The following is a 20,378-nucleotide window of genomic DNA, read 5'->3' as shown; positions in this document are numbered from 1 at the left end:
GAGAGGTCGTCTGAAAATAGTGGAGTAGCCATGAAATCTGACTTGTCATTTTCAGACGGCCTATAAGGACATTATCAGCAGCGTAGGTCGGATTCTTGAATCCGACCTACTTTTTTCAGACGGCCTATCAGATAATAGTTAGAACAGTACACAAAGAGCCGTCATTCCCGCGCAGGCGGGAATCCAGTCTCTGATATTGCAGGAATATTTTAAAATTGCAGCAACGTCAAACCTCTGGATTCCCGCCTGCGCGGGAATGACGATCGGTGGTAACCGTGGATTGGGTTGTTAAACCAATAAAACCGTCGGATTGCCTGAAAAATTGGGTTATGAGCCAATCTACGCTTGCTGATTTATCATGTTTCAGACAATCTATTAGAGGATTATCTGCCATGGATGTTGGGTAGAAATCCCCATAATCTTTGGACTACCTAAAAAGTTGAGTCATAATCTAGCCTATGTTTGCGGGAAAGCCTAATTGTTAATGAAGATTTATCAGACGGAGTTGCTGGGGGAACGGGATAGGAGTTTGGGGTATGTGGATGGGTTGTTTGAATATCTTTTTAATATTTAAGGGAAAATTTTATGTCAATCGAAAATATATTACGAGAAAGACAGATTCAATATTTATGTCATTTCACAAGATTAGAGAATCTTGAGTCAATTTTAACTCATGGATTAATTCCCAGATCTAATTTGTATAATGCAGAATTTAACCCTAATCCCAGTTTATCTATTCATGGTATTTTTAATGATAGGTATCGAATTGATGGGAAGCCAGACGCAACGTCTCTGTCTATTTCATTTCCGAATAGTAGCATGTTTTATGGTTTACGCTGTTCTAATAGTTCTGTTAAGTGGGCTGTAATTGTTTTAAATGCACAGGTTTTGATAGATAAAGATTGTGCCTTTTACCATACTAACGCAGCTAATAGCAATGTAAATTCCATTCCTATCTCTAATTTTCAAGGAGAAGAAGCGTTAGAACAATTATTTAAAACAAATGGTAATAGACAAAATCTTTTGGAAAAAGATCCAACAGACGTTCAGGCAGAAGTTTTAGTATTTGATACGATCGAATCTGATTATATTTTAGGAGCGGTTCTAATGTCAGATGAAGATGTGAATTATTTTAAAGAAAAATTTAGTAAGCTGACTTTTTTCAAACATAGATACTGGGATGTATTTAGTGATAGATATTCTGCAAGAATAAATGGTTTTAAAGGATACTAGATATGGCAACTCGTCCAATTTTTATCTCTAAAACTGATGGAGATTTTTTGGTAAGAACAAAAAATATAGATTTTAAATGGTTTGCAGGCCAATCAGATTCTCAAAAACAAAAATCTATAGATTCTTTGCATTTAGAAGCTAAAAAACTTGAAGGAGTAGAGAGGATTCTTGAAATTTCGAGCAAATCCAAAAGTAAATTAGGTATTTCTTTAAGTGCTTTTAATCTGATGATTAAAAGTACAAAAGGTAAGCAAGTAAGTGTTGAATGTGTTTTCCAAAGCAGTAAAGTTTTTGAGGGAGATATTCAATATTTAGATTTGCTTGAAGTATCATCAAGAGAAGCAAAAAAAGACTCTAGACTAAAATCATCTGGAAGAGTAATAGCTTTTCGTACCTATGGAAAAAAAGATAAAGAATGGGGAACTGAACCTATTACAGCCTATTATGATTGGCTATATGTTAATGCTTTAAATCAACATACAGAATTTCATGAAGAGCTTCTTGAATATTCAGCATTTAGCGATATTGAATTTAATCCTGAAAAATCTCTTAATTGTCAGGCGTATTCGGTAGCGTTATTTTGCGCTTTATATAAGCGAAAGCTTTTGAAAGATGCCCTAAAATCTCAAAAAGATTTTTTGTCTTTATATCAAGATTACAAAATTGATAATTCTTCCACTTCAAAAAAACAGTTAGGAATATTTTTATAAATCATTTATAGCTTGCACCGTTTTTCTGCAATCTTAGGTTGGTTTGGTCGCAGTCGTAACCGACGAAACCCCGAAATCCCAAACCAAGGTCGTCTGAAAAACACTATTTGGGAAATCAAACCGTTTCGTTGGGTTACGGTGTTCCGTCTAACCCAATCAACCATTTTTTCAGACGACCCACCATCCCCAAACCATCCCCATCAACTAACACCCAAACCATGATTAAAACCGACAAAATCCGCAAACCGCAGCCTGCGGTGTTTTACATCATCGACTACCTTTGGAGCGGATTTGCCGGTCTGAGCGTGGCGATGATGGTGGTGGCGTTGTGGGCGTGGGGCAGCGCCATGTTCGGTGAGTTTATGCTGCCTGCGCCGGTGGAGGTGTTTCAAAAGTCTTTGGATTTATTGAAACATTTTCAGGAAAACGAAATCGGGATTTCGCTGTGGCGGTCGGTGGTGGGCATTTCGATTGCGTTGGTAGCGGGCTTGGCGGCGGGGCTGGTGGCGGGCAGTTTTAAGACGGCGATGGCGTTGCTTAAGCCTGTGATTACGATTTTGTTGGCGATGCCGCCGATTATTTGGGTGGTGATGGCTCTGTTTTGGTTCGGTTTCGGCAATCCGAGCGTGTTGTTTACCATCATTGTGTTGGTTGCACCGCTGACGTTTGCGAGTGCGGCAGTCGGGATGGCGAGCGTGAACAAGCAGCATGAGGAATTGTTTGACGCTTATAAATTAGGCCGTCTGAAAAAAATCCGCTATCTGTATATCCCGCATCTGACAGGCTATGTGATTTCCAGCATCGGCGTGGCGGTGGCGATGGGGGTGAAGGTGGTGATTATGGCGGAACTCTTGGGCGCGAGCGAAGGCGTGGGCGCGCGGATTGCGGACGCGAGGGCGATGCTGGAGACTTCGACGGTGATGGCTTATGTGGTGCTGGTTATCGTGTTTGTATCGCTGTTTGAATACCTGATTACCAAGCCTTTGGAAATTTTGTTTATGCCGTGGAGAAGATGATGCTCTGTCTTGAAAACGTGCGTTTTGAAATTCTCCGCGACCCCATCGTGCGCGATTTCAGTTTGAACCTGCAACACGGCGAAGTGAAAGCCTTGTTCGGGCCGAGCGGCTGCGGCAAGACAACGGTTTTGCGGCTGATTGCGGGCTTGGAAACGCCGAAATCGGGCACGATACGCAATACTTTCCGCAAAACGGGTTTTCTGTTTCAGGAAAACCGCCTGCCGGAAAACCTGACCGCGATGCAGAATATCGCGATTTTTATGGACAAACCCGATGAAGGCGAAATCATCGCGCTGGCGGCGAAAGTCGGGCTGACTGCGGGCGATTTGAACAAATATCCGACCGAATTGTCCGGCGGTATGGCGAAACGGGTGGCGTTTTTGCGCCTGCTGCTGTGCGGCTGCGACCTTGCCTTGCTGGACGAGCCGTTTGTCGGTTTGGACCGCGATTTACGCGATATTTTGGTTGCCATGCTGGTGGAAAAAATCGAGCGGCAGACTATGGCGTGTATGCTGGTAACACACGACCGCTTTGAAGCCGCACGCCTGAGCCATGAAATCATGCTGCTCTCCACTAAGGGCATGAACGTGCAAAACGTGATGACCCTGCCCACACCGCTGTCCGAACGCGATTCGGCTTTTGAAGAAACCGTGGTGGCAAGGGCGTTTCAGGGGATTCATTATTATGAATGATAAGGATTTGAGTGTCTGACGAATCGCCCTCTCCCTAACCCTCTCCCACAGGGAGAGGGGAACAGGTTTCTGAAAATCAGAGGGCGCAGGATTGAGAATCAGATGGCGGGTAAACCTGAAAATACTCGGACTTGACAGCCTAATCCCCTCTCCCTGTGGGAGAGGGCCAGGGAGAGGGTAAGCGAGCCGAAGGTTTGCCTCTTTGGTGGAAGGTACGAATCTGTTGTTCGAACGCGATTCGGTTTTTGAAAAAGCCGTGGTGCCAAGGGGGCAGGGGATTCATTATGAGGTGCTTTATGTTTTCGACTGTGATTACTGCTGCTGTTTTATATATTGCTACAGCAGTAGATTTGTTGGTAATACTATTAATATTTTTTGCTAGAGCAAATACTAGAAAAGAATATCGAGATATTTATATCGGACAATATTTAGGTTCTGTAATTTTAATATTAGTTAGTTTATTTCTAGCTTTTGTTTTAAATTATGTTCCGGAAAAATGGGTGTTGGGTTTATTAGGTTTAATACCGATTTACTTAGGTATTAAAGTTGCTATTTACGACGATTGTGAGGGCGAAAAAAGAGCTAAAAAAGAATTGGATGAAAAAGGGTTGTCAAAATTAGTCGGTATTGTTGCTTTGGTTACAGTTGCTAGTTGTGGTGCAGATAATATTGGACTTTTTGTTCCTTACTTTGTGACTTTAGATCTTGTCGACTTATTAGTTACTATTCTTGTATTTTTAATATTGATTTTTGTTTTAGTATATACAGCACAAAGATTGGCTAATATTTCAGGTGTTGGTGAAATCGTAGAGAAGTTTAGTCGTTGGATAATGGCTGTTATTTATATTGGTTTAGGATTATTTATTATTATTGAAAATAATACAATTCAAACAATAATATCAATAATATGAATGATAAGGGCATTTGAGTATCTGACGAACCTTGCGGTTCGTTGCCCTCTCCCTAACCCTCTCCCACGGGGAGAGGGAATCAGGTTGCTGAAAATTAGAGAGCGCAGGATTGGGAATCGGATGGTAGGCAAACCTGAAAATGTTCGGGCTCGACAGTTTAATCCCCTCTCCCCGTGGGAGAGGGCTAGGGAGAGGGCAAGCAAGCCGCAGACTTGCCTGTTTGATAAAAGATACGGATCTGTCCGCCCAATAAATCCATAATGGATTGCTATATATAACAACTGATTATTATATCTCTGCAATACAAATTGGAACTTGGAAATATGAGTATAACTTATGCAATTAGAGATTATCGGTAGTAAAATTTATACGGAACAAGATTTTCATAATCAAATTTCAAAAATATTTTCTATACAAGATTATTATGGGAACAATCTTGATGCTCTGTGGGATTTATTAAGCACAAATGTAGAACGACCGATTACTTTGGTATGGAAAGATGCTATGTTCTCAAAAAATCAATTAGAAAATATATTTATTGAAATAGTAAAGGTTCTAGAAAGAGTTAAGAAACAAGATGAAGATTATGGATTCGAAGAAAAATTTAATTATATTTTAGAGTAAGTAAACCCTAATTACATTACGTACACAGGCTTAAAACTCCCCAGAGCCAATGTAAGCAATCCGAAAGCATCTTCATGCAGAATCAAACCAAGCGATGAATAAATTTTTCACCCACCCCATGCGCCCGTTTTTCGTCGGTGCGACGGTGCTTGCCGTACTCGGCGCGTTGGTGTTTTTCATCAGCCCTGCCGCCGTTGTCCTGCACCGCCAAATTTTCTTGGAACTTATGCTGCCGGCGGCATACGGAGGTTTTTTGACTGCGGCTTTGTTGGACTGGACAGGTTTTTCGGGCAACCTGAAACCTGCCGCTACTTTGATGGCGGTGTTGTTGCTTGTTGCGGCTGTTTTATTGCCGTTTTTACCGCAACTTGCCGCATTCTTTGTAGCGGCTTATTGGCTGGTGTTGCTGCTGTTCTGCGCCTGGCTGATTTGGCTAGACCGAAACACCGACAACTTTGCCCTCTTAATGCTGCTTGCCGCGTTCACCGTTTTTCAGACGGCCTATGCCGTAAGCGGCGATTTGAACCTGTTGCGCGCGCAAGTGCATCTGAACATGGCAGCGGTCATGTTCGTGTCAGTTCGTGTCAGCGTCCTTTTGGGCGCGGAAGCCCTCAAAGAATGCCGTCTGAAAGATCCCGTATTTATCCCCAACGTCGTTTATAAAAACATCGCCATCACCTTCCTGCTGCTGCACGCCGCCGCCGAACTTTGGCTGCCCGCGCAGACCGCCGGTTTTACCGCGCTCGCCGTCGGCTTCATCCTGCTCGCCAAGCTGCGCGAACTGCACCATTACGAACTCCTGCGCAAACACTACGTCCGCACCTATTACCTGCTCCAGCTTTTTGCCGCCGCAGGCTATCTGTGGACAGGTGCGGTGAAACTGCAAAACCTGCCCGCCTCCGCCCCCCTGCACCTGATTACCCTCGGCGGCATGATGGGCGGCGTGATGATGGTGTGGCTGACCGCCGGACTGTGGCACAGCGGCTTTACCAAACTCGATTATCCCAAACTCTGCCGCATCGCCGTTCCCATCCTCTTCGCCGCCGCCGTCTCGCGCGCTGTTTTAATGAACGTGAACCCGATATTCTTCATCACACTCCCTGCAATTCTGACCGCTGCCGTGTTTGTGCTTTATCTCTTTACGTTCGTACCGATCTTTCGGGCGAATGCGTTTACAGACGATCCGGAATAAAAATGCCGTCTGAAACGGTTTTCAGACGGCATCGGATTGCCAATAATCAAGCCTCCTGCGGATCGACATCCACCGACCATCTGATTTTGCCGTCGCGGTTTTGCTGCAACACCTGCACCCACAAACTCACGGCGCGGTGCAAATCCTGTCGGGATGTCGATTCGAGGAAGATTTGCGCGCGTTCGCGTTCGGCTAGGCGCACCATCAGCATCGGGGCGGCACCGAACTGGGAGACGCTTTCAGGCAAAAGCGGGGCCAGGGTTTCTTTGGCGGCGTTGAGAAATTCCATCGCATCGGCAACGCGCGGCGCGTCGGCGCGGACGGCGGTCTGGAAACCGAAAGGCGGCATGGCGAACATTTGCCGCTCGTTCAATTCGTTTTCGGCAAACACGGCGTAGTCCTGCGCTTTGACGGCGGTGAAGACGGGATGTTCGGGCAGTTGGGTCTGTATCAACACCTTGCCGGGTTTGTCGGCGCGCCCCGCCCTGCCGGACACTTGCATCAGCTCGGCGAACAGCCTTTCCGGCGCGCGAAAGTCCGCGCTATACAGGCTGCCGTCGGCGTTCAATACGATAACGAGGTTGAGCCGCGCGAAATCATGGCCTTTGGCAAGCATCTGCGTGCCGACCAGAATATCGATTTCGTTGTCGGCAATGCGGCGGTACAAATCCGCCCAGTCGTTTTTGTGCGCGGTACTGTCCCTATCAACGCGGACGACGGCGGCCTTGGGCAGGAAGGCGCGCAGGGTTTCTTCGACGCGCTGCGTGCCGTGGCCGACGGCGGTCAGGTCTTGGTTGCCGCAGTCGGGGCATTTGAACGGGATGGGTTCGCGGTGGTCGCAGTGGTGGCAGCGCAGTTGGCGGGCGCGTTGGTGCAACACCATTTTGGCGGAACAATTCGGGCAGCCGAAGGTATGGCCGCAGTCACCGCAAAACAGCGCGGGTGCAAAGCCGCGCCGGTTGAGGTACACCAGCGACATGCCGCCTGCTTCAAAATTCTGTTTCAAAAGCTGTAAGGCTTGCGGCGAGAAGCCGTTGTCGAGTTTCAGACGGCCTACGTTGAGGATGTCCACTTGCGGCAGTTGTGCGGCGGTATGGGCGCGTTCGGTCAGTTGCAGCAAGCGGTACGCGCCGCTTTGCGCCTTTTGCCAACTCTCCAAACTGGGCGTGGCGCTACCCAACACGACGGGGCAGCCGCTCTGCTTCGCCCGCCACACCGCCAAATCGCGGGCGTGGTAGCGCAATTCGTTGTCCTGCTTGAACGAGCCGTCGTGTTCCTCATCGACCACAATCAGCCCGACATCATCCATCGGCGTGAACACCGCCAGCCGCGTGCCGATGACCAATTTCGCCTGCCCCAACATCGCGCACAAATAATCCTGCGTGCGCCTGCCTGCCGCCATCCGGCTGTGCAACACGGCAGTCGGCACGTCAGCAAAACGGTCTTCCACCCGTTTTAAAAGCTGCGGCGTGAGGTTGATTTCGGGCAACAGAAACAACACCTGCCGCCCCTGCGCCAACACTTTCGCCATCGCATCGAAATACACCTCGGTCTTGCCGCTGCCGGTGATGCCGTATAGCAGAAACGGCCGGAAGCATCCCAATGCCGTCTGAATTTCATCGGAAGCCTTCTGCTGGTCGGCATTTAATACAAATTCAGAGTGCGAAGCCTGCCCGTGGTACGACCTTAATATAGGATTCGCCGCTTCCATCGTTTCAATCCAACCCTGCTCCGCCCAATCCTCAATCAATTTCGCCGCCTGCGCGTTCACCTGCTTCAACGCCGCCATCGTCATCCCGCCTAACAGCAGCGCGTCCCACAAAGCCGCTTTTTTGTTGAACCGCGTCGGCGGCGGCGTTTGCGCCCTGCCTGCTTCGTTCAACGCATAAAACAACGGCGGCTGCGGCATTTCCACCGCACGCGTTTCCTTCAAACCCTGCGGCAGCGCGGCAAACACTGCCTGCCCCGTCGGATAGTGGTAATAACGCGACGTAAACGAGAGCAAATCACGCCAGCTTTCGGGCAGCGGCGGCTCGTCCGAAAAGGTCGTCTGAACGCCCAAAATCCGCGCCGCATCCATATCCGGAGCAATATCCGTTTCCCACACAATCCCGACCACGGTCTTGTTGCGGAAAGGCACAAGCACCCGCGCGCCCAGCGGCAGCGGCTCGGAATGGGAATAAGTCAAAAGGCCGTCTGAAAGCGGCACGTTTACAGCGATGCGGTGGTAGATCATGGTGTGTAAAAAATGTTTGAGGCCGTCTGAAAAAACGGAAGCTATTTGCACAAATACAAACAGTCTTTATCCAAGGTAAAGCCGTAACCCTGTTTCCACAAATCAAAATAAGGACGGAGAAAATCGCTGTCAGGTTTGGTGCGGTAAAGCGGGTATTGCAGATAGGCGGACAGGTAATAATCACAACTTACGGAATAATAGGCTTCGGACAACACTTGTTCGGGGCTGTTGTCATCTGTATTGCTCGTCTGCCATTCGCTGAATACCTCTCCCAACAAATCCTGAGTATCGTTAAACTCTTCCGCAGACTCACCCAAACGTATCTGTTTAATCGCTGCCAAGGCTGCAATCAGCTCTTCGTCTTCAACAAAGCGGGCAAATTCGCGCAACCCTTCCAGCAAACGCTCACCCGTCTGTCTCACTTCTGCCTCATCTTGCGCAGGCGGACAGAAATAGCCGGGAATATAGCCGCCGTCGAGGATTTCTTGGTTATGTTCGGCAGTGTTTTGATACACAGGCATAATGCGCGCCAACAATTCACGCCCCTTTTCCAAAGGCTCAAACACATCAGCCACGCCTTCTCCGTCAGGCATAAAACCTTGAAACAAACCATAGAAATAGTCTTCCCAGCCATTATATTTATCTGCTGCCCGTGGCTCTTCGCCCAGCAGCTTAAACAGATATTCAGCGTATTCTTGTTGGTTCATCTTTTCTCTCAAAGTGTCGATAAAATCTTTCAGTTGCCCGCAGCAAATCTTTCAGACGACCTCAAACCGGCCCGAAGTCCGCTTAGCCATATGTTTACGGCGATGCGGTGGTAGATTATACAAACAATCAAATTATTTTTGCGTATTTTAACAACCGGAAGCTATTTTCAGACGATAAATTGAGCCTCGGCGCAATGCAGGCGCAACAGAGGTTTGATACAATGCCCTCTTTTCCAACACGCGCAGTCATCTGATATGAAAACCAAGTTAATCAAAATCTTAACCCCATTTACCGTCCTCCCGCTGCTGGCGTGCGGGCAAACGCCCGTTTCCAACGCCAACGCCGAACCCGCCGTCAAAGCCGAGTCCGCCGCCCCCGTACAAGGAAAAGTCGGCGAAGCCTTGAAAGCACGCCTCGAAAAAATTTACGAATCCCAAGACCTGAAAGTCATCAGCGTCAGCGAAACACCGGTCAGAGGCATTTACGAAGTCGTCATCAGCGGAAGGCAGATTATCTACACCGATGCAAACGCCGATTATCTATTTTCCGGCGAACTTCTTGACATCAACAACCGGAAAAACCTCACCGAACAGCGTATGGCAGATTTGAACAAAATCGACTTCGCTTCCCTGCCTTTGGACAAAGCCATCAAAGAAGTACGCGGCAACGGCAAGCTGAAAGTCGCCGTCTTCTCCGACCCGGACTGTCCGTTCTGCAAACGCTTGGAACACGAGTTTGAAAAAATGACCGACGTAACGGTTTACAGCTTTATGATGCCCATTGCCGGCCTGCACCCCGATGCCGCGCGCAAGGCGCAAATCTTATGGTGCCAGCCCGACCGCGCCAAAGCGTGGACGGAATGGATGCGTAAAGGCAAATTCCCTGCCGGCGGCGGCATCTGCGACAACCCCGTCGCGGAAACCACTTCCTTGGGCGAACAGTTCGGCTTCAACGGCACACCGACCCTCGTCTTCCCCAACGGGCGCACCCAAAGCGGTTACAGCCCGATGCCCCAACTGGAGGAAATCATCCGCAAAAACCAATAACCCATCCGCAAAACAAAAGGCTTGGAACCGTGTTCCAAGCCTTTTTCAAATGCCGTCTGAAGCCTGTCACGGCAGCTTCAGACGGCATCTTTGTGCCAACCTCAATCCTGCGCCAATGCGTCTATCGGATTGAGTTTGGCTGCTTTATTGGCAGGCATAAAGCCGAACGCGATGCCGATTCCGGTCGAACAGGCGACCGCGCCGATGACGGACATGGCGGAAATGTCCATCGGGAAGTCGGTTACAAAATGATTGAACACGAGGCTGACGGCGGCGGATAAACCTACGCCGACCAAGCCTCCGATGATGCAGATTAACACCGCCTCAATCAAAAACTGCTGCAAAATATTGCCGCGCCGCGCACCGATTGCCATCCGTATGCCGATTTCTTTGGTGCGCTCGGTAACGGACACCAGCATGATGTTCATCACGCCGATGCCGCCGACTACCAACGAAATCAATGCGATGGAGGAAATCAGCAGCTTCATCGTGCCGGTGGTGCTTTCGACCATCTGCCTGATGCTGTCGCTGTTGTTCATAAAGAAATCTTCCGTGCCGTGCCGCGCTTTGAGCAGATCGGCCAGCCCTTTTTCGGCAACCTGGGTATTGGCATCGTCTTTGATTTTGACGGTGATGGAGTTGGTGTGGCTCTCGCCTGTAATTTGGTGCATCACGGTCGTATAGGGCGACCAAAGCATCAGCACGTCGGAATTGCCGAAAGCATTTTCGTCTTTTTTCATCACGCCGATGACGGTCAAGGGGCGTTTCCTGAACAAAATGGTTTTACCCAACGGATTCGAGTCCGCAAAGAGTTTGTCTTTGACATTTTGGTCGATGACGACGACTTGCGCGTCTTCTTTCACATCGTTTTCGTCAAACAGCCGCCCCGTTTCCAGCTTCAGCCCGCGCACGTCGAAATATTGTTCGCCCACGCCGTAAAGCGAGGCGGTCAGGTCGGTGTTGCGGTAAGTCAGCGTGCCGCCGCTCGAAGTCATGGGCGTGGCGGAAGCAACATAGCTTTGTTTGCCGATGATTTTCGCGTCGTCTATGGTCAGGGTCCTGATTTTGCCGCTGCGCCTGTCGCCGAAGCCGCGCCCGGGGAAGATGCTGATGGTGTTCGTCCCCATCGAGCTGATGTCTTCGAGGATTTTTTTCTGCGAACCGTTGCCCAGTGCGACGACGGAGACGACGGATGCGATGCCGATGATGATGCCGAGCATCGTCAGAAGCGAACGCATTTTGTGCGCCATAATCGCCTGAACGGACATTCTGAAGGCTTCGACAAACTGGTCGTAATAAAACGACCACGAGGCTTTTTCCTGAATCCTCCCGACATTGCTTGCGGGGATTTCGGGATTTTTCGAGGTGTCGGAAATGATTTCGCCGTCCCGGATTTCGATGACGCGGTTGGCGTTGGCGGCAATGCTGGGGTCGTGCGTGACCATAATGACGGTATGCCCAGCTTCGTGCAGCCTGCGGATGATTTCCATCACGTTTTTGCCGCTGGCGGTATCGAGTGCGCCGGTCGGCTCGTCGGCGAAGATGATTTCTCCGCCGTTCATCAGGGCGCGGGCGATGGAGACGCGCTGCTGCTGTCCGCCCGAGAGTTCGCCGGGCTTGTTGCCCTCTTTGCTTGCCAAACCCAAATCCTGCAAGAGTTTGTCCGCCCGCGCCAAACGCTCTTTACCGCCCATACCCATATACACGGCTGGCAGCGCGACGTTGTCCCTTGCGGTCAGCGAGCTTAAGAGGTTGTAGCGTTGGAAGATGAAACCGAAGCGTTCGCGGCGCAATGCCGCCAGTTCGTCGGGCTGCATTTTGGCAGTTTCGATGCCGTCGATGCGGTACGAACCGGAACCGGCGGTGTCCAGACAGCCGAGTATGTTCATCAGCGTGGACTTGCCCGAACCGGACTGCCCGATGATGGCGACAAAATCGCCCTTCTCTATCGACAGGCTGATGTCTTTCAAAATATGGACGCGGTTCTCGCCGCTGCCGAAATAGCGGTTGATGTTTTTACATTCGATCAAGCTCATAATATTCCGTAAATCAATAACAAATGCCGTCTGAAACCGTTTCCGTGTTCAGACGGCATATTCGTTTATCGGCGCGGCGGGCCGCCCATAACGCGTTCGCTGCTTTCCTGTTGCTCGGCGGCGGTCATTTCGGAGATGACCACTTTGTCCCCCTCTTTCAAACCGCTTTTCACTTCGATATTCATACTGTCTTTCATACCGGTTCGGATTTCGCGTTCCACTGCTTTGCCGTCTGCACCCAACACGCGCACAAACGCCTTGCCGCCGCGATTTTTCACCGTCAGCGACGGAATAAGCAGCACATTTTTCACACCGTCGATTTCAATCGTATTCTGCGTCGTCATCCCCGTGGCGAGTTTGCCGTCCGGATTCGGCACAAACGAACGGGCATAATAATAGACCGCATTGGAAGCCGTATCCGTACTGCTGTTGTAGCCGCCCGACGACATCGTGGTCAGCCCGGGGTCGACGCTGTCGAGCTTCGCCTTAATCGGCGTATCCGGTTCGGACAAAATCGTAAACGAAATATCCTGCCCCGCCTTCACCTTGGTAATATCGCCCTCGGCAATCTGCATTTTGTTCAACATCGTATCCAGATTCGCCAACTGGATAATCGTCGGCGTGGACTGCGCCGCATTCACGGTTTGCCCTTCTTCCACGGGAATCGCCACTACCGTGCCGTCCATCGTTGCGGTAATGCGCGTGTAGCCCAATTCCGACTCGGCGGTATTGATGGAAATTTTGCTCTGTCTGATTAGAGCCTTCAGCTCGGCAACATTGGCTTTGGCGGCGGCAAGCGCATCCTGCGCGCTTTCCAAATCTTCTTTAGAGGTCGCATCATCCTTCCACAACGCCGTCTGACGCTTATATTTCTTCTCCGCGCTGCCCAATGCAATCTGTGCCGACACCAGCTTCGCCTGATACGTTTCCAATTTGGATTTTTCCGTATTGAGCGTGTTGGTCTGCGTGGTCGAATTAATTTCCGCAATCAAATCGCCCTTTTTGACCTGTTGCCCGAGTTTGACATAAAGCTTCTTAATCTGCCCCGAAGCCTGCGCGCCGACCGATACCAGATTCGACGGCGAAATTTCCCCCGTCGCGGAAACCGTCCGGCTGATGTCGCCGCGCCTGACCGTTTCCGTAATATAAGAAGCCTGCGGTTCGGGCTTCAGATAAGACCATCCGCCCCAAACCGCTGCCGCCGCGACTGCCGCAACAGCCGCCCATTTCATCATTTTTGCCATATTTTCAATTCTCTGTATGCGTCAATCCCATAAACCGGAAGCGGATTCTACCGCAAGTCCCTGCCCCATCCAAGGCGGAAAACCGCCGACAATAAAAATAACCATTTGTTTTAAATGGCTTATACAATCTGCTTTCCCGAAAATTTCAATCCGTTTACATATTCCGCCATTTCCGATACGGCGTTATAATGCCGCCCACAAACAACCAAATGGAAACACATTGCTATGAAAAACGTTCAAAAAGGCTTTACGCTGACCGAGCTGCTGATTGCCGTCGCCATCCTCAGCATCCTGACGCTCATCGCCTACCCCTCCTATAAAACCTACACCCGCCGCATCCGCCTGTCGGAAGTCAAATCCACCCTGCTGATGAACGCGCAAAACTTGGAACGTTACTACCGCCAAAAAGGGACGTTTGAGAACTACGACAAAAACAAACTGAAACAAAACAAATATTTCGACATTACCTTAAGCAAAGTCAACCCCGACCACTTTACCCTTCAGGCTGCCCCCAATCGGGCGACCAACGAAGGCGAAACCTGCATCGTTACGCTCAACGACGGCGGCACGCTTTCCGCCGCCGGCAGCGGGCAGGACTGCCCGGACTTCGACTGACCCTCCGCCGAAGCCCCCAAACCCGTAAAAATGCCGTCCGGACACAGCTTCAGACGGCATTTTTACGGGTTCGCCCATCCGTTTTTTCAAACTTGAAACCTGCCGCCCTTATGCCGCACCTCCACAACTGTTACAATATAACATATAATCCATATTTTTCAACAACATACCATTTGACCCGCAAGATGCGGAAGCGTATGCTTATCCTTATATCGGACAACATTCCGTTTACAGGTTTTTTACCGTAACTAAGGAGCGCAATCATGAAAATGCAGGCAGTTGTTGTGAATAAAAATGTAGCGGGCGATGTGGAAGTAGTCGAACGCGAGGTTCGCCCGTTGGAATACGGCGAGGCGTTGGTCGAAGTCGAATATTGCGGCGTGTGCCACACCGACCTGCACGTTGCGGCAGGCGACTACGGCGACAAACCGGGCCGCGTGCTGGGACACGAGGGCATCGGTTTGGTTAAAGAAGTTGCCGACGGTGTGAAAAATCTGAAAGTCGGCGACCGCGTCAGCATCGCCTGGCTGTTCCAAAGCTGCGGCTCTTGCGAATACTGCAACACCGGCCGCGAAACCCTGTGCCGTTCCGTATTGAACGCGGGCTACACCGCCGACGGCGGTATGGCGACCCACTGCATCGTCAATGCGGATTATGCGGTCAAAGTCCCCAACGGTCTCGACCCCGCCCAAGCGTCCAGCATCACTTGCGCCGGCGTTACCTGCTACAAAGCCGTGAAAGTGTCCGGCGTGCGTCCGGGACAGTGGATTGCCATCTACGGCGCGGGCGGTTTGGGCAACTTGGGTGTCCAATACGCGAAAAAAGTGTTCGGCGCGCACGTTGCCGCCATCGACATCAACGACGACAAGCTGGCGTTTGCCAAAGAAACCGGCGCGGATTTGGTTGTCAACGCCGCCAAAGAAGACGCTGCCAAAGTGATTCAGGAAAAAACCGGCGGCGCACACGCTGCGGTCGTAACCGCCGTATCTGCTGCCGCATTCAACTCTGCCGTGGATTGCGTCCGTGCGGGCGGACGTGTGGTTGCCGTCGGTCTGCCGCCGGAATCGATGGATTTGTCCATCCCGCGTTTGGTTTTGGACGGCATCGAAGTGGTCGGCTCGCTGGTCGGCACGCGCAAAGATTTGGAAGAAGCCTTCCAATTCGGCGCGGAAGGTTTGGTTGTACCCAAAGTCCAACTGCGTGCTTTGGATGAAGCTCCCGCCATTTTCCAAGAAATGCGCGAAGGCAAAATCACCGGCCGTATGGTAATCGATATGAAAAAAGAATGCGGCTGCGGCCACCACCGCTGATTTGACGTGGCGGTACACATCGAAATGCCGTCTGAACGCTGTTCAGACGGCATTTTTTATGGATTTGGATTTGATTTTAATCTGTTCTGTTTGAAATATAGTGAATTAACAAAAATCAGGACAAGGCGGCGAAGCCGCAGACAGTACAAATAGTACGGAACCGATTCACTTGGTGCTTGAGTACCTTAGAGAATCGTTCTCTTTGAGCTAAGGCGAGCCGACGCTGTACCGGTTTAAATTTAATTCACCATACCGTCTGAAAACCCGTATCGCAACACGTCATTAAAAACGGCAAGATTCAGCCGTTCTGCAACCCGTTCAAACGGCTTCCGCCATTTCCAACGCCTGTTTGATGTCCACGGCAACAACGCGCGACACACCTTTTTCCTGCATGGTTACGCCGACGAGCTGTTCCGCCATTTCCATGGTCAGGCGGTTGTGGGAGATGTAGAGGAACTGGGTTTGCGCCGACATTTCTTTGACCAGCTTGCAGAAACGCGAGGTGTTGGCATCGTCCAGCGGGGCGTCGACTTCGTCCAGAAGGCAGAAGGGGGCGGGGTTGAGGCTGAACAGGGCGAACACGAGGCTCATGGCGGTGAGGGCTTTTTCGCCGCCGGAGAGAAGGTGGATGGTGCTGTTTTTCTTGCCGGGCGGGCGCGCCATAATGGATACGCCGGCGGTCAGGAGGTCGTCGCCTATCATTTTGAGGGTGGCTTCGCCGCCGCCGAACAGGGTCGGGAAGAAGGTTTGGACTTTGCCGTTGACGGCGTCGAAGGTTTCTTTGAAACGCTCTTTGGTTTTGTCGTCGATTTGGGCGATGGCTTCTTCCAAAAGGGTAATGGCGGCCTGCACGTCTTCGCTTTGGCTGCGATAGTAGCCGTCGCGTTCGCGCGCTTCTTCGAGTTCTTGCAAGGCGGCGAGGTTAACGGCACCAAGGGCTTCGATTTGCTGGGTGAGGCTGCCGATGCTGCTGTTCAATACTTTCGGCGATTCTTTCGCCAACGCTTCGAGCGCGTCCAAATCGGCAGCGCGTTCGGTCAGGTTTTGATGGTAGCGTTTGGCGTTAATCAGGGCTTCCTGCTGCTGCAACAGGGCGGTTTGGGTAGCGGCCTGAAGCTGCGGCAGCTTGGTTTGCAGGGTTTGTACGCGGGCGTATTGCTCCCTGCCCTGCTCCTGAATCTGCGCGAGTTTGTCCTGCACGGCGATGTATTCTTCATCCAAGGTCTGTACGGCTTCGCTTAATTCTTCAAGCTTGATGTGCTGCTCGTCGTTTTGGAACTCGGTTTCATAGGCGAGAGCAAGCTCTTGTTGGCGTTCCTGCCAATCGAATGTTTGCTGTTCAAGTTGGGCAATTTGCTGTTGGTAGTTTTGTTTTTGCTGATTGAGCTTGTGAACGGCGACTTCGGCAAGCCCGTATTGGCGGTTGGCTTCCAACAGGGCAAGCTGCGCCTGTTTCAGACGACCTTGCTGCTCTTGGCGGCTGTGCGCGGCGGTTTGCTGCTGGTGTTCGAGTTCGGCGGCGGCTTCCTGCAAAATGGCGATGTCGTCTGAAAGCCCGTCGGACGTGTGTTGCAACACGGTCTGCTCTTCCGCCAACTGCGCCAGTTCGCGCTCGATGTGTTCGCGGCGGATTTGCCCTTGGTTGGTGCGCGCCAGAAGTTCGGCGGCGCGTTGCTGCGCTTGGCTGTATTGGCGCGTGTGCTGCTGTTGCTGCTGCATCAGGTTTTTGTGCTGCACTTCAGACGAGCGCACGGCGGCTTCCGCCTGTTTGAACGCGGCTTCGGCAGCGGAGAGTTCGGGGGCGAGGTTTTCCAGTTCGGACGCAATGCCGTCGAGGCGCGCTTTTTGGGCAATCAGGCTTTCCTGCGCGGGCTTGGCATAGAGCAGGACGCTGACTTTATCGACCTGATGGCCTTCAGGCGTGAGCCAGATTTGGTGTGCGCCCAAATCGCTTTGATGCGCGAGGGCGTAGCTCAAATCGGGCGCGCACAATACGCCGTCGAGCCAGTGGTGCAATGCCGTCTGAAACGGCGGCTGTGCTTGGATTTGGTTCAGCAATGCCTGTACGGGCAGGGATTTTTTGATGCCGCCGGAGAGGTCGTCTGAAAGCCATGCTGCCTGCCCCTGCGGCAACGGCACGGGGGGAACGAAGCCGTTCGATACGGCGCGGGCGTGCAGGCGTTCGGCCAGGATGACGGACAAGGCGTGCTGCCACTCGGCGGGGGCGGTGATGTGTTGCCACAGTTGCGGCGCGGCGGCGTGGTCGGTTGCCTGCCAGAAGTCGGCGGCTTCCTGCTGTTGCGACAGGATTTGCGACAACGCCTGCTGCTGCGCCTGCAAGGTGATGTGTTGCTGCTTCAGGTTTTGGAAGCGGTTTGAGGCCGTCTGAAACGCCTCGCGGGCGGCGTGTAAGGCTTCTTCCGCGGCAATGATTTGTTCTTCGTAATGCTCTTGCCGGCTTTGCAACAAGGCGGCGGCTTCCTGCGCGGCGGCGGTTTCCGCTTCGTCGGGCAGGTTCAGGGCTTGGTTTTCCTGTTTCAGACGACCTTTGCGCTCTTCGTGCTTGGCAACGGTTTGTTCGGCATGGGCAAGCTGCTGCTGCTTCAACGCCAGTTCGCGGCGGATGCGGTTTGCCTCGTCCTGCTGGGTTTGGAAGGCGGCGTTGAGCGTGGCTTGGGCTTCTTCCAATTCGGGCAGACGTTCTTCGTGTTCGGCAACCTGCATCGCCCATTCCGCCAACTCGGTTTGCTTTTCTTCGGCCTGCAACTCGTTTTCTTCAAGCTGCACGCGGATTTGCTGCTGCTCTTGATGGATGCGCTGCATCTGCGCCTGCGCTGCCTGCTTGTCGCGTTCGATGCGTTGATGCAAGTTTTGCTGATGGCGGATTTGTTCTTCCAAACGGGCAATCTGCTCGCGCAACACGCCGCGTTTGTTGCTCAATTCATGTACCGCCTGCTGCTGCGACTGTTCGGCGGTCTGCAAGGCGTGTACTTCTTCATTTAACGCCTGAACCTGCGCGGCGGTTTCGTCTTGCTGCGCCTGCAAAGACTGGTGCTGCGCGGTTGCCTTGTCGGCGGCGGCAAGCGATTGCTGCCATTGGGCGTAATCGAGCAAATCCTGTTGTTGGTTCAACTGCGCGGTCAGTGATTTGTAGCGTTCGGCAGTTTCCGCCTGTTTTTCCAGCTTTTCCACCTGACGCGCCAACTCGTTCTGCAAATCGCCCAAACGCTGCAAATGCTCGCGCGTGTCTTTCAGACGGCCTTCCGTCTCCTTGCGGCGTTCCTTATATTTGGACACGCCCGCCGCCTCCTCGATATAGGCGCGCAACTCCTCCGGCCGCGCTTCGATGATGCGCGAAATCATCCCCTGCTCGATAACGGCATAACCTCGCGCACCCACGCCCGTACCCAGAAACAAATCGGTAATATCGCGGCGGCGCACGGTCTGATTGTTGATGAAATAAGTCGATTCGCCCTGCCGCGTCAGCTGCCGCTTGATGCTCACCTCGGCATACTGCCCCCACGCGCCCTGCAAACTGTGGTCGCTGTTGTCAAACACCAGCTCCACCGAAGCCCTCGGCGCAGGACGGCGCGTTGCCGCACCGTTAAAGATCACGTCCTGCATACTCTCGCCGCGAAGCTGCTTCGCCGAAGCCTCGCCCAACACCCAGCGCACCGCATCAATCACATTCGACTTGCCGCAGCCGTTGGGCCCGATAACCGCAACAAGCTGCCCCGGCACATGAATCGTGGTCGGGTCGGTAAAAGATTTAAAACCGGAGAGTTTGATGTGGGTCAGGCGCATAATGGTCGGAAAAAATAAAAAAGAAGCGTATTTTAACGGAAATCTCGCCGCACCACCCCATATCTTTCCGGCAAAACCTTACCGCATCCCGCCCCCGCGATGCCGTCTGAAGCCTTCAGACGGCATTTTTAACGCGCCCGAACCCCGATTCCGCCAACGCCCGATGCTTGGCGCGACATTTGCTGTATTGCCACGCCGCCGGGCGCGTTATAATCCGCCACGACATCCGCCCGATTTGGAAACCTGCCTATGAAACCCGCCTATTTCATCTCCGACCTGCATTTGAGCGAAAAGCATCCCGAACTGACCGCACTGCTGCTGCGTTTTTTACGTTCTGCCGCCGCCGGGCAGGCGCGGGCGGTTTATATTTTGGGCGATTTGTTTGATTTTTGGGTGGGCGATGACGAAGTTTCCGAGTTGAATACTTCGGTTGCGCGGGAAATCGGGAAATTGTCCGACAAAGGCGTTGCCGTGTTCTTTGTCAGGGGCAACCGCGATTTCCTGATTGGGCGGGATTTTTGCCGGCAGGCGGGTATGACGCTGCTGCCGGATTACTCGGTTTTGGACTTGTTCGGCTGCAAAACCCTCATCTGCCACGGCGACACTCTGTGTACGGATGACAGGGCATACCAGCGTTTCCGCAAAATCGTGCATCGGAAGCGGCTGCAAAAACTGTTCCTGATGCTGCCTCTGAAGTGGCGCACGCGCCTTGCCGCCAAAATCAGGCGTGTCAGCAAAATGGAAAAACAGGTCAAGCCCGCCGATATTATGGATGTCAATGCCGCCTTTACCGCGCGGCAGGTTCGCGCCTTTAACGCGGAAAGGCTGATACACGGACACACCCACCGCGAGCATATCCATCACGAAAACGGCTTTACCCGCATCGTTTTGGGCGACTGGCATAACGACTATGCTTCAATCCTCCGTGTGGACGGGGACGGCGCGGTATTCGTGCCGCTGGAAAAATGCTGAAAATGCCGTCTGAAGCCTTTCGGGCGGCT

Annotated in this window: 17 protein-coding genes; 12 read left to right on the top strand and 5 right to left on the bottom strand. The window is 51.9% G+C overall.

Annotation, left to right across the window (positions count from 1 at the left end; translation table 11 throughout):
• The first annotated feature begins 585 nt into the window (after window positions 1–585).
• The 7 genes from Q3O06_RS04235 (at window position 586) to Q3O06_RS04205 (ending at window position 6,378) form a co-directional block, all read left to right on the top strand.
• Window positions 586–1,233: a DarT ssDNA thymidine ADP-ribosyltransferase family protein gene (locus Q3O06_RS04235; protein ID WP_301817847.1), complete on the top strand. Its 648-nt coding sequence runs from the start codon at window positions 586–588 to the stop codon at window positions 1,231–1,233.
• 2 nt (window positions 1,234–1,235) lie between these two features.
• Window positions 1,236–1,943 carry a DarT1-associated NADAR antitoxin family protein gene (locus Q3O06_RS04230; protein ID WP_301817846.1) on the top strand — a complete coding sequence of 236 codons (708 nt, stop codon included), beginning with the start codon at window positions 1,236–1,238 and terminating at the stop codon, window positions 1,941–1,943.
• 218 nt (window positions 1,944–2,161) lie between these two features.
• The gene (locus Q3O06_RS04225) at window positions 2,162–2,959 is read left to right on the top strand and encodes an ABC transporter permease (RefSeq protein ID WP_301817875.1); all 798 of its coding nucleotides are present in this window, start codon (window positions 2,162–2,164) and stop codon (window positions 2,957–2,959) included.
• A complete protein-coding gene (locus Q3O06_RS04220) occupies window positions 2,959–3,651 on the top strand; it encodes an ATP-binding cassette domain-containing protein (protein ID WP_301817874.1) in 693 nt (230 codons plus the stop codon). The genes Q3O06_RS04225 and Q3O06_RS04220 overlap by 1 nt, the downstream gene beginning before the upstream one ends.
• Window positions 3,652–3,947: 296 nt before the next feature.
• Window positions 3,948–4,562, top strand: coding sequence for a CadD family cadmium resistance transporter (locus Q3O06_RS04215; RefSeq protein ID WP_032804110.1), 615 nt, complete (start codon window positions 3,948–3,950; stop codon window positions 4,560–4,562).
• 336 nt (window positions 4,563–4,898) lie between these two features.
• Window positions 4,899–5,186 carry a barstar family protein gene (locus Q3O06_RS04210; protein ID WP_003712505.1) on the top strand — a complete coding sequence of 96 codons (288 nt, stop codon included), beginning with the start codon at window positions 4,899–4,901 and terminating at the stop codon, window positions 5,184–5,186.
• Window positions 5,187–5,280: 94 nt separating this feature from the next.
• Complete coding sequence (locus Q3O06_RS04205) at window positions 5,281–6,378, top strand: NnrS family protein (RefSeq protein WP_301817845.1); 1,098 nt, start codon at window positions 5,281–5,283, stop codon at window positions 6,376–6,378.
• 46 nt (window positions 6,379–6,424) lie between these two features.
• Here the strand turns inward: Q3O06_RS04205 and Q3O06_RS04200 are convergent, their stop codons facing one another.
• Both Q3O06_RS04200 and Q3O06_RS04195 read right to left on the bottom strand, forming a co-directional pair.
• Window positions 6,425–8,614, bottom strand: a complete 2,190-nt coding sequence (locus Q3O06_RS04200; protein ID WP_301817873.1) for a primosomal protein N' — start codon at window positions 8,612–8,614, stop codon at window positions 6,425–6,427.
• Window positions 8,615–8,655: 41 nt separating this feature from the next.
• Window positions 8,656–9,321 carry a hypothetical protein gene (locus Q3O06_RS04195; RefSeq protein WP_301817844.1) on the bottom strand — a complete coding sequence of 222 codons (666 nt, stop codon included), beginning with the start codon at window positions 9,319–9,321 and terminating at the stop codon, window positions 8,656–8,658.
• 255 nt (window positions 9,322–9,576) lie between these two features.
• Between Q3O06_RS04195 and Q3O06_RS04190 the strand changes: the two genes are divergently transcribed.
• Window positions 9,577–10,368, top strand: coding sequence for a DsbC family protein (locus Q3O06_RS04190; RefSeq protein WP_301817843.1), 792 nt, complete (start codon window positions 9,577–9,579; stop codon window positions 10,366–10,368).
• A gap of 101 nt (window positions 10,369–10,469) precedes the next feature.
• Here the strand turns inward: Q3O06_RS04190 and Q3O06_RS04185 are convergent, their stop codons facing one another.
• Together Q3O06_RS04185 and Q3O06_RS04180 are read right to left on the bottom strand one after the other, a co-directional pair.
• Window positions 10,470–12,404 (bottom strand): MacB family efflux pump subunit, encoded by a 1,935-nt coding sequence (locus Q3O06_RS04185; RefSeq protein WP_301817842.1) that lies wholly within the window; start codon window positions 12,402–12,404, stop codon window positions 10,470–10,472.
• 65 nt (window positions 12,405–12,469) lie between these two features.
• Window positions 12,470–13,648 (bottom strand): MacA family efflux pump subunit, encoded by a 1,179-nt coding sequence (locus Q3O06_RS04180; protein WP_301817841.1) that lies wholly within the window; start codon window positions 13,646–13,648, stop codon window positions 12,470–12,472.
• Window positions 13,649–13,873: 225 nt separating this feature from the next.
• Here Q3O06_RS04180 and Q3O06_RS04175 point away from each other — a divergent pair, with 225 nt between their 5' ends.
• Together Q3O06_RS04175 and adhP are read left to right on the top strand one after the other, a co-directional pair.
• On the top strand, window positions 13,874–14,263 hold the full coding sequence (locus tag Q3O06_RS04175) for a type IV pilin protein (protein ID WP_301817840.1): 390 nt from the start codon (window positions 13,874–13,876) through the stop codon (window positions 14,261–14,263).
• A 263-nt stretch (window positions 14,264–14,526) separates the two neighbouring features.
• Window positions 14,527–15,573 (top strand): alcohol dehydrogenase AdhP, encoded by a 1,047-nt coding sequence (gene adhP / locus Q3O06_RS04170; protein ID WP_301817839.1) that lies wholly within the window; start codon window positions 14,527–14,529, stop codon window positions 15,571–15,573.
• Between the two features lie 318 nt (window positions 15,574–15,891).
• On the opposite strand, the gene smc is transcribed toward adhP, so the two are convergent.
• Window positions 15,892–19,377, bottom strand: a complete 3,486-nt coding sequence (gene smc, locus Q3O06_RS04165; RefSeq protein ID WP_301817838.1) for a chromosome segregation protein SMC — start codon at window positions 19,375–19,377, stop codon at window positions 15,892–15,894.
• Here smc and Q3O06_RS04160 point away from each other — a divergent pair.
• Together Q3O06_RS04160 and lpxH are read left to right on the top strand one after the other, a co-directional pair.
• Window positions 19,361–19,630, top strand: coding sequence for a hypothetical protein (locus Q3O06_RS04160; RefSeq protein WP_301817837.1), 270 nt, complete (start codon window positions 19,361–19,363; stop codon window positions 19,628–19,630). The two genes, smc and Q3O06_RS04160, sit on opposite strands and share 17 nt — an antisense overlap.
• Entirely contained in the window at window positions 19,627–20,349 is a 723-nt protein-coding gene (gene lpxH / locus Q3O06_RS04155) for a UDP-2,3-diacylglucosamine diphosphatase (RefSeq protein ID WP_301817836.1), read from the top strand. The genes Q3O06_RS04160 and lpxH overlap by 4 nt, the downstream gene beginning before the upstream one ends.
• The last annotated feature ends 29 nt before the right edge of the window (window positions 20,350–20,378 follow it).

Origin of the sequence: Neisseria maigaei, assembly GCF_958267405.1 — a bacterium.
Taxonomy (GTDB): Bacteria; Pseudomonadota; Gammaproteobacteria; order Burkholderiales; family Neisseriaceae; genus Neisseria; species Neisseria bergeri.
The sequence above is the reverse complement of the archived record's forward strand: the minus strand, read 5'-3'. Positions and strand labels throughout refer to the sequence as shown.

Coding starts and splice junctions, on each gene's coding strand:
- Q3O06_RS04235 (WP_301817847.1), top strand. CDS start 586: ATGTCAATCGAAAATATATTACGAGAAAGACAGATTCAATATTTATGT.
- Q3O06_RS04230 (WP_301817846.1), top strand. CDS start 1,236: ATGGCAACTCGTCCAATTTTTATCTCTAAAACTGATGGAGATTTTTTG.
- Q3O06_RS04225 (WP_301817875.1), top strand. CDS start 2,162: ATGATTAAAACCGACAAAATCCGCAAACCGCAGCCTGCGGTGTTTTAC.
- Q3O06_RS04220 (WP_301817874.1), top strand. CDS start 2,959: ATGCTCTGTCTTGAAAACGTGCGTTTTGAAATTCTCCGCGACCCCATC.
- Q3O06_RS04215 (WP_032804110.1), top strand. CDS start 3,948: ATGTTTTCGACTGTGATTACTGCTGCTGTTTTATATATTGCTACAGCA.
- Q3O06_RS04210 (WP_003712505.1), top strand. CDS start 4,899: ATGCAATTAGAGATTATCGGTAGTAAAATTTATACGGAACAAGATTTT.
- Q3O06_RS04205 (WP_301817845.1), top strand. CDS start 5,281: ATGAATAAATTTTTCACCCACCCCATGCGCCCGTTTTTCGTCGGTGCG.
- Q3O06_RS04200 (WP_301817873.1), bottom strand. CDS start 8,614: ATGATCTACCACCGCATCGCTGTAAACGTGCCGCTTTCAGACGGCCTT.
- Q3O06_RS04195 (WP_301817844.1), bottom strand. CDS start 9,321: ATGAACCAACAAGAATACGCTGAATATCTGTTTAAGCTGCTGGGCGAA.
- Q3O06_RS04190 (WP_301817843.1), top strand. CDS start 9,577: ATGAAAACCAAGTTAATCAAAATCTTAACCCCATTTACCGTCCTCCCG.
- Q3O06_RS04185 (WP_301817842.1), bottom strand. CDS start 12,404: ATGAGCTTGATCGAATGTAAAAACATCAACCGCTATTTCGGCAGCGGC.
- Q3O06_RS04180 (WP_301817841.1), bottom strand. CDS start 13,648: ATGGCAAAAATGATGAAATGGGCGGCTGTTGCGGCAGTCGCGGCGGCA.
- Q3O06_RS04175 (WP_301817840.1), top strand. CDS start 13,874: ATGAAAAACGTTCAAAAAGGCTTTACGCTGACCGAGCTGCTGATTGCC.
- adhP (WP_301817839.1), top strand. CDS start 14,527: ATGAAAATGCAGGCAGTTGTTGTGAATAAAAATGTAGCGGGCGATGTG.
- Q3O06_RS04160 (WP_301817837.1), top strand. CDS start 19,361: ATGTGGGTCAGGCGCATAATGGTCGGAAAAAATAAAAAAGAAGCGTAT.
- smc (WP_301817838.1), bottom strand. CDS start 19,377: ATGCGCCTGACCCACATCAAACTCTCCGGTTTTAAATCTTTTACCGAC.
- lpxH (WP_301817836.1), top strand. CDS start 19,627: ATGAAACCCGCCTATTTCATCTCCGACCTGCATTTGAGCGAAAAGCAT.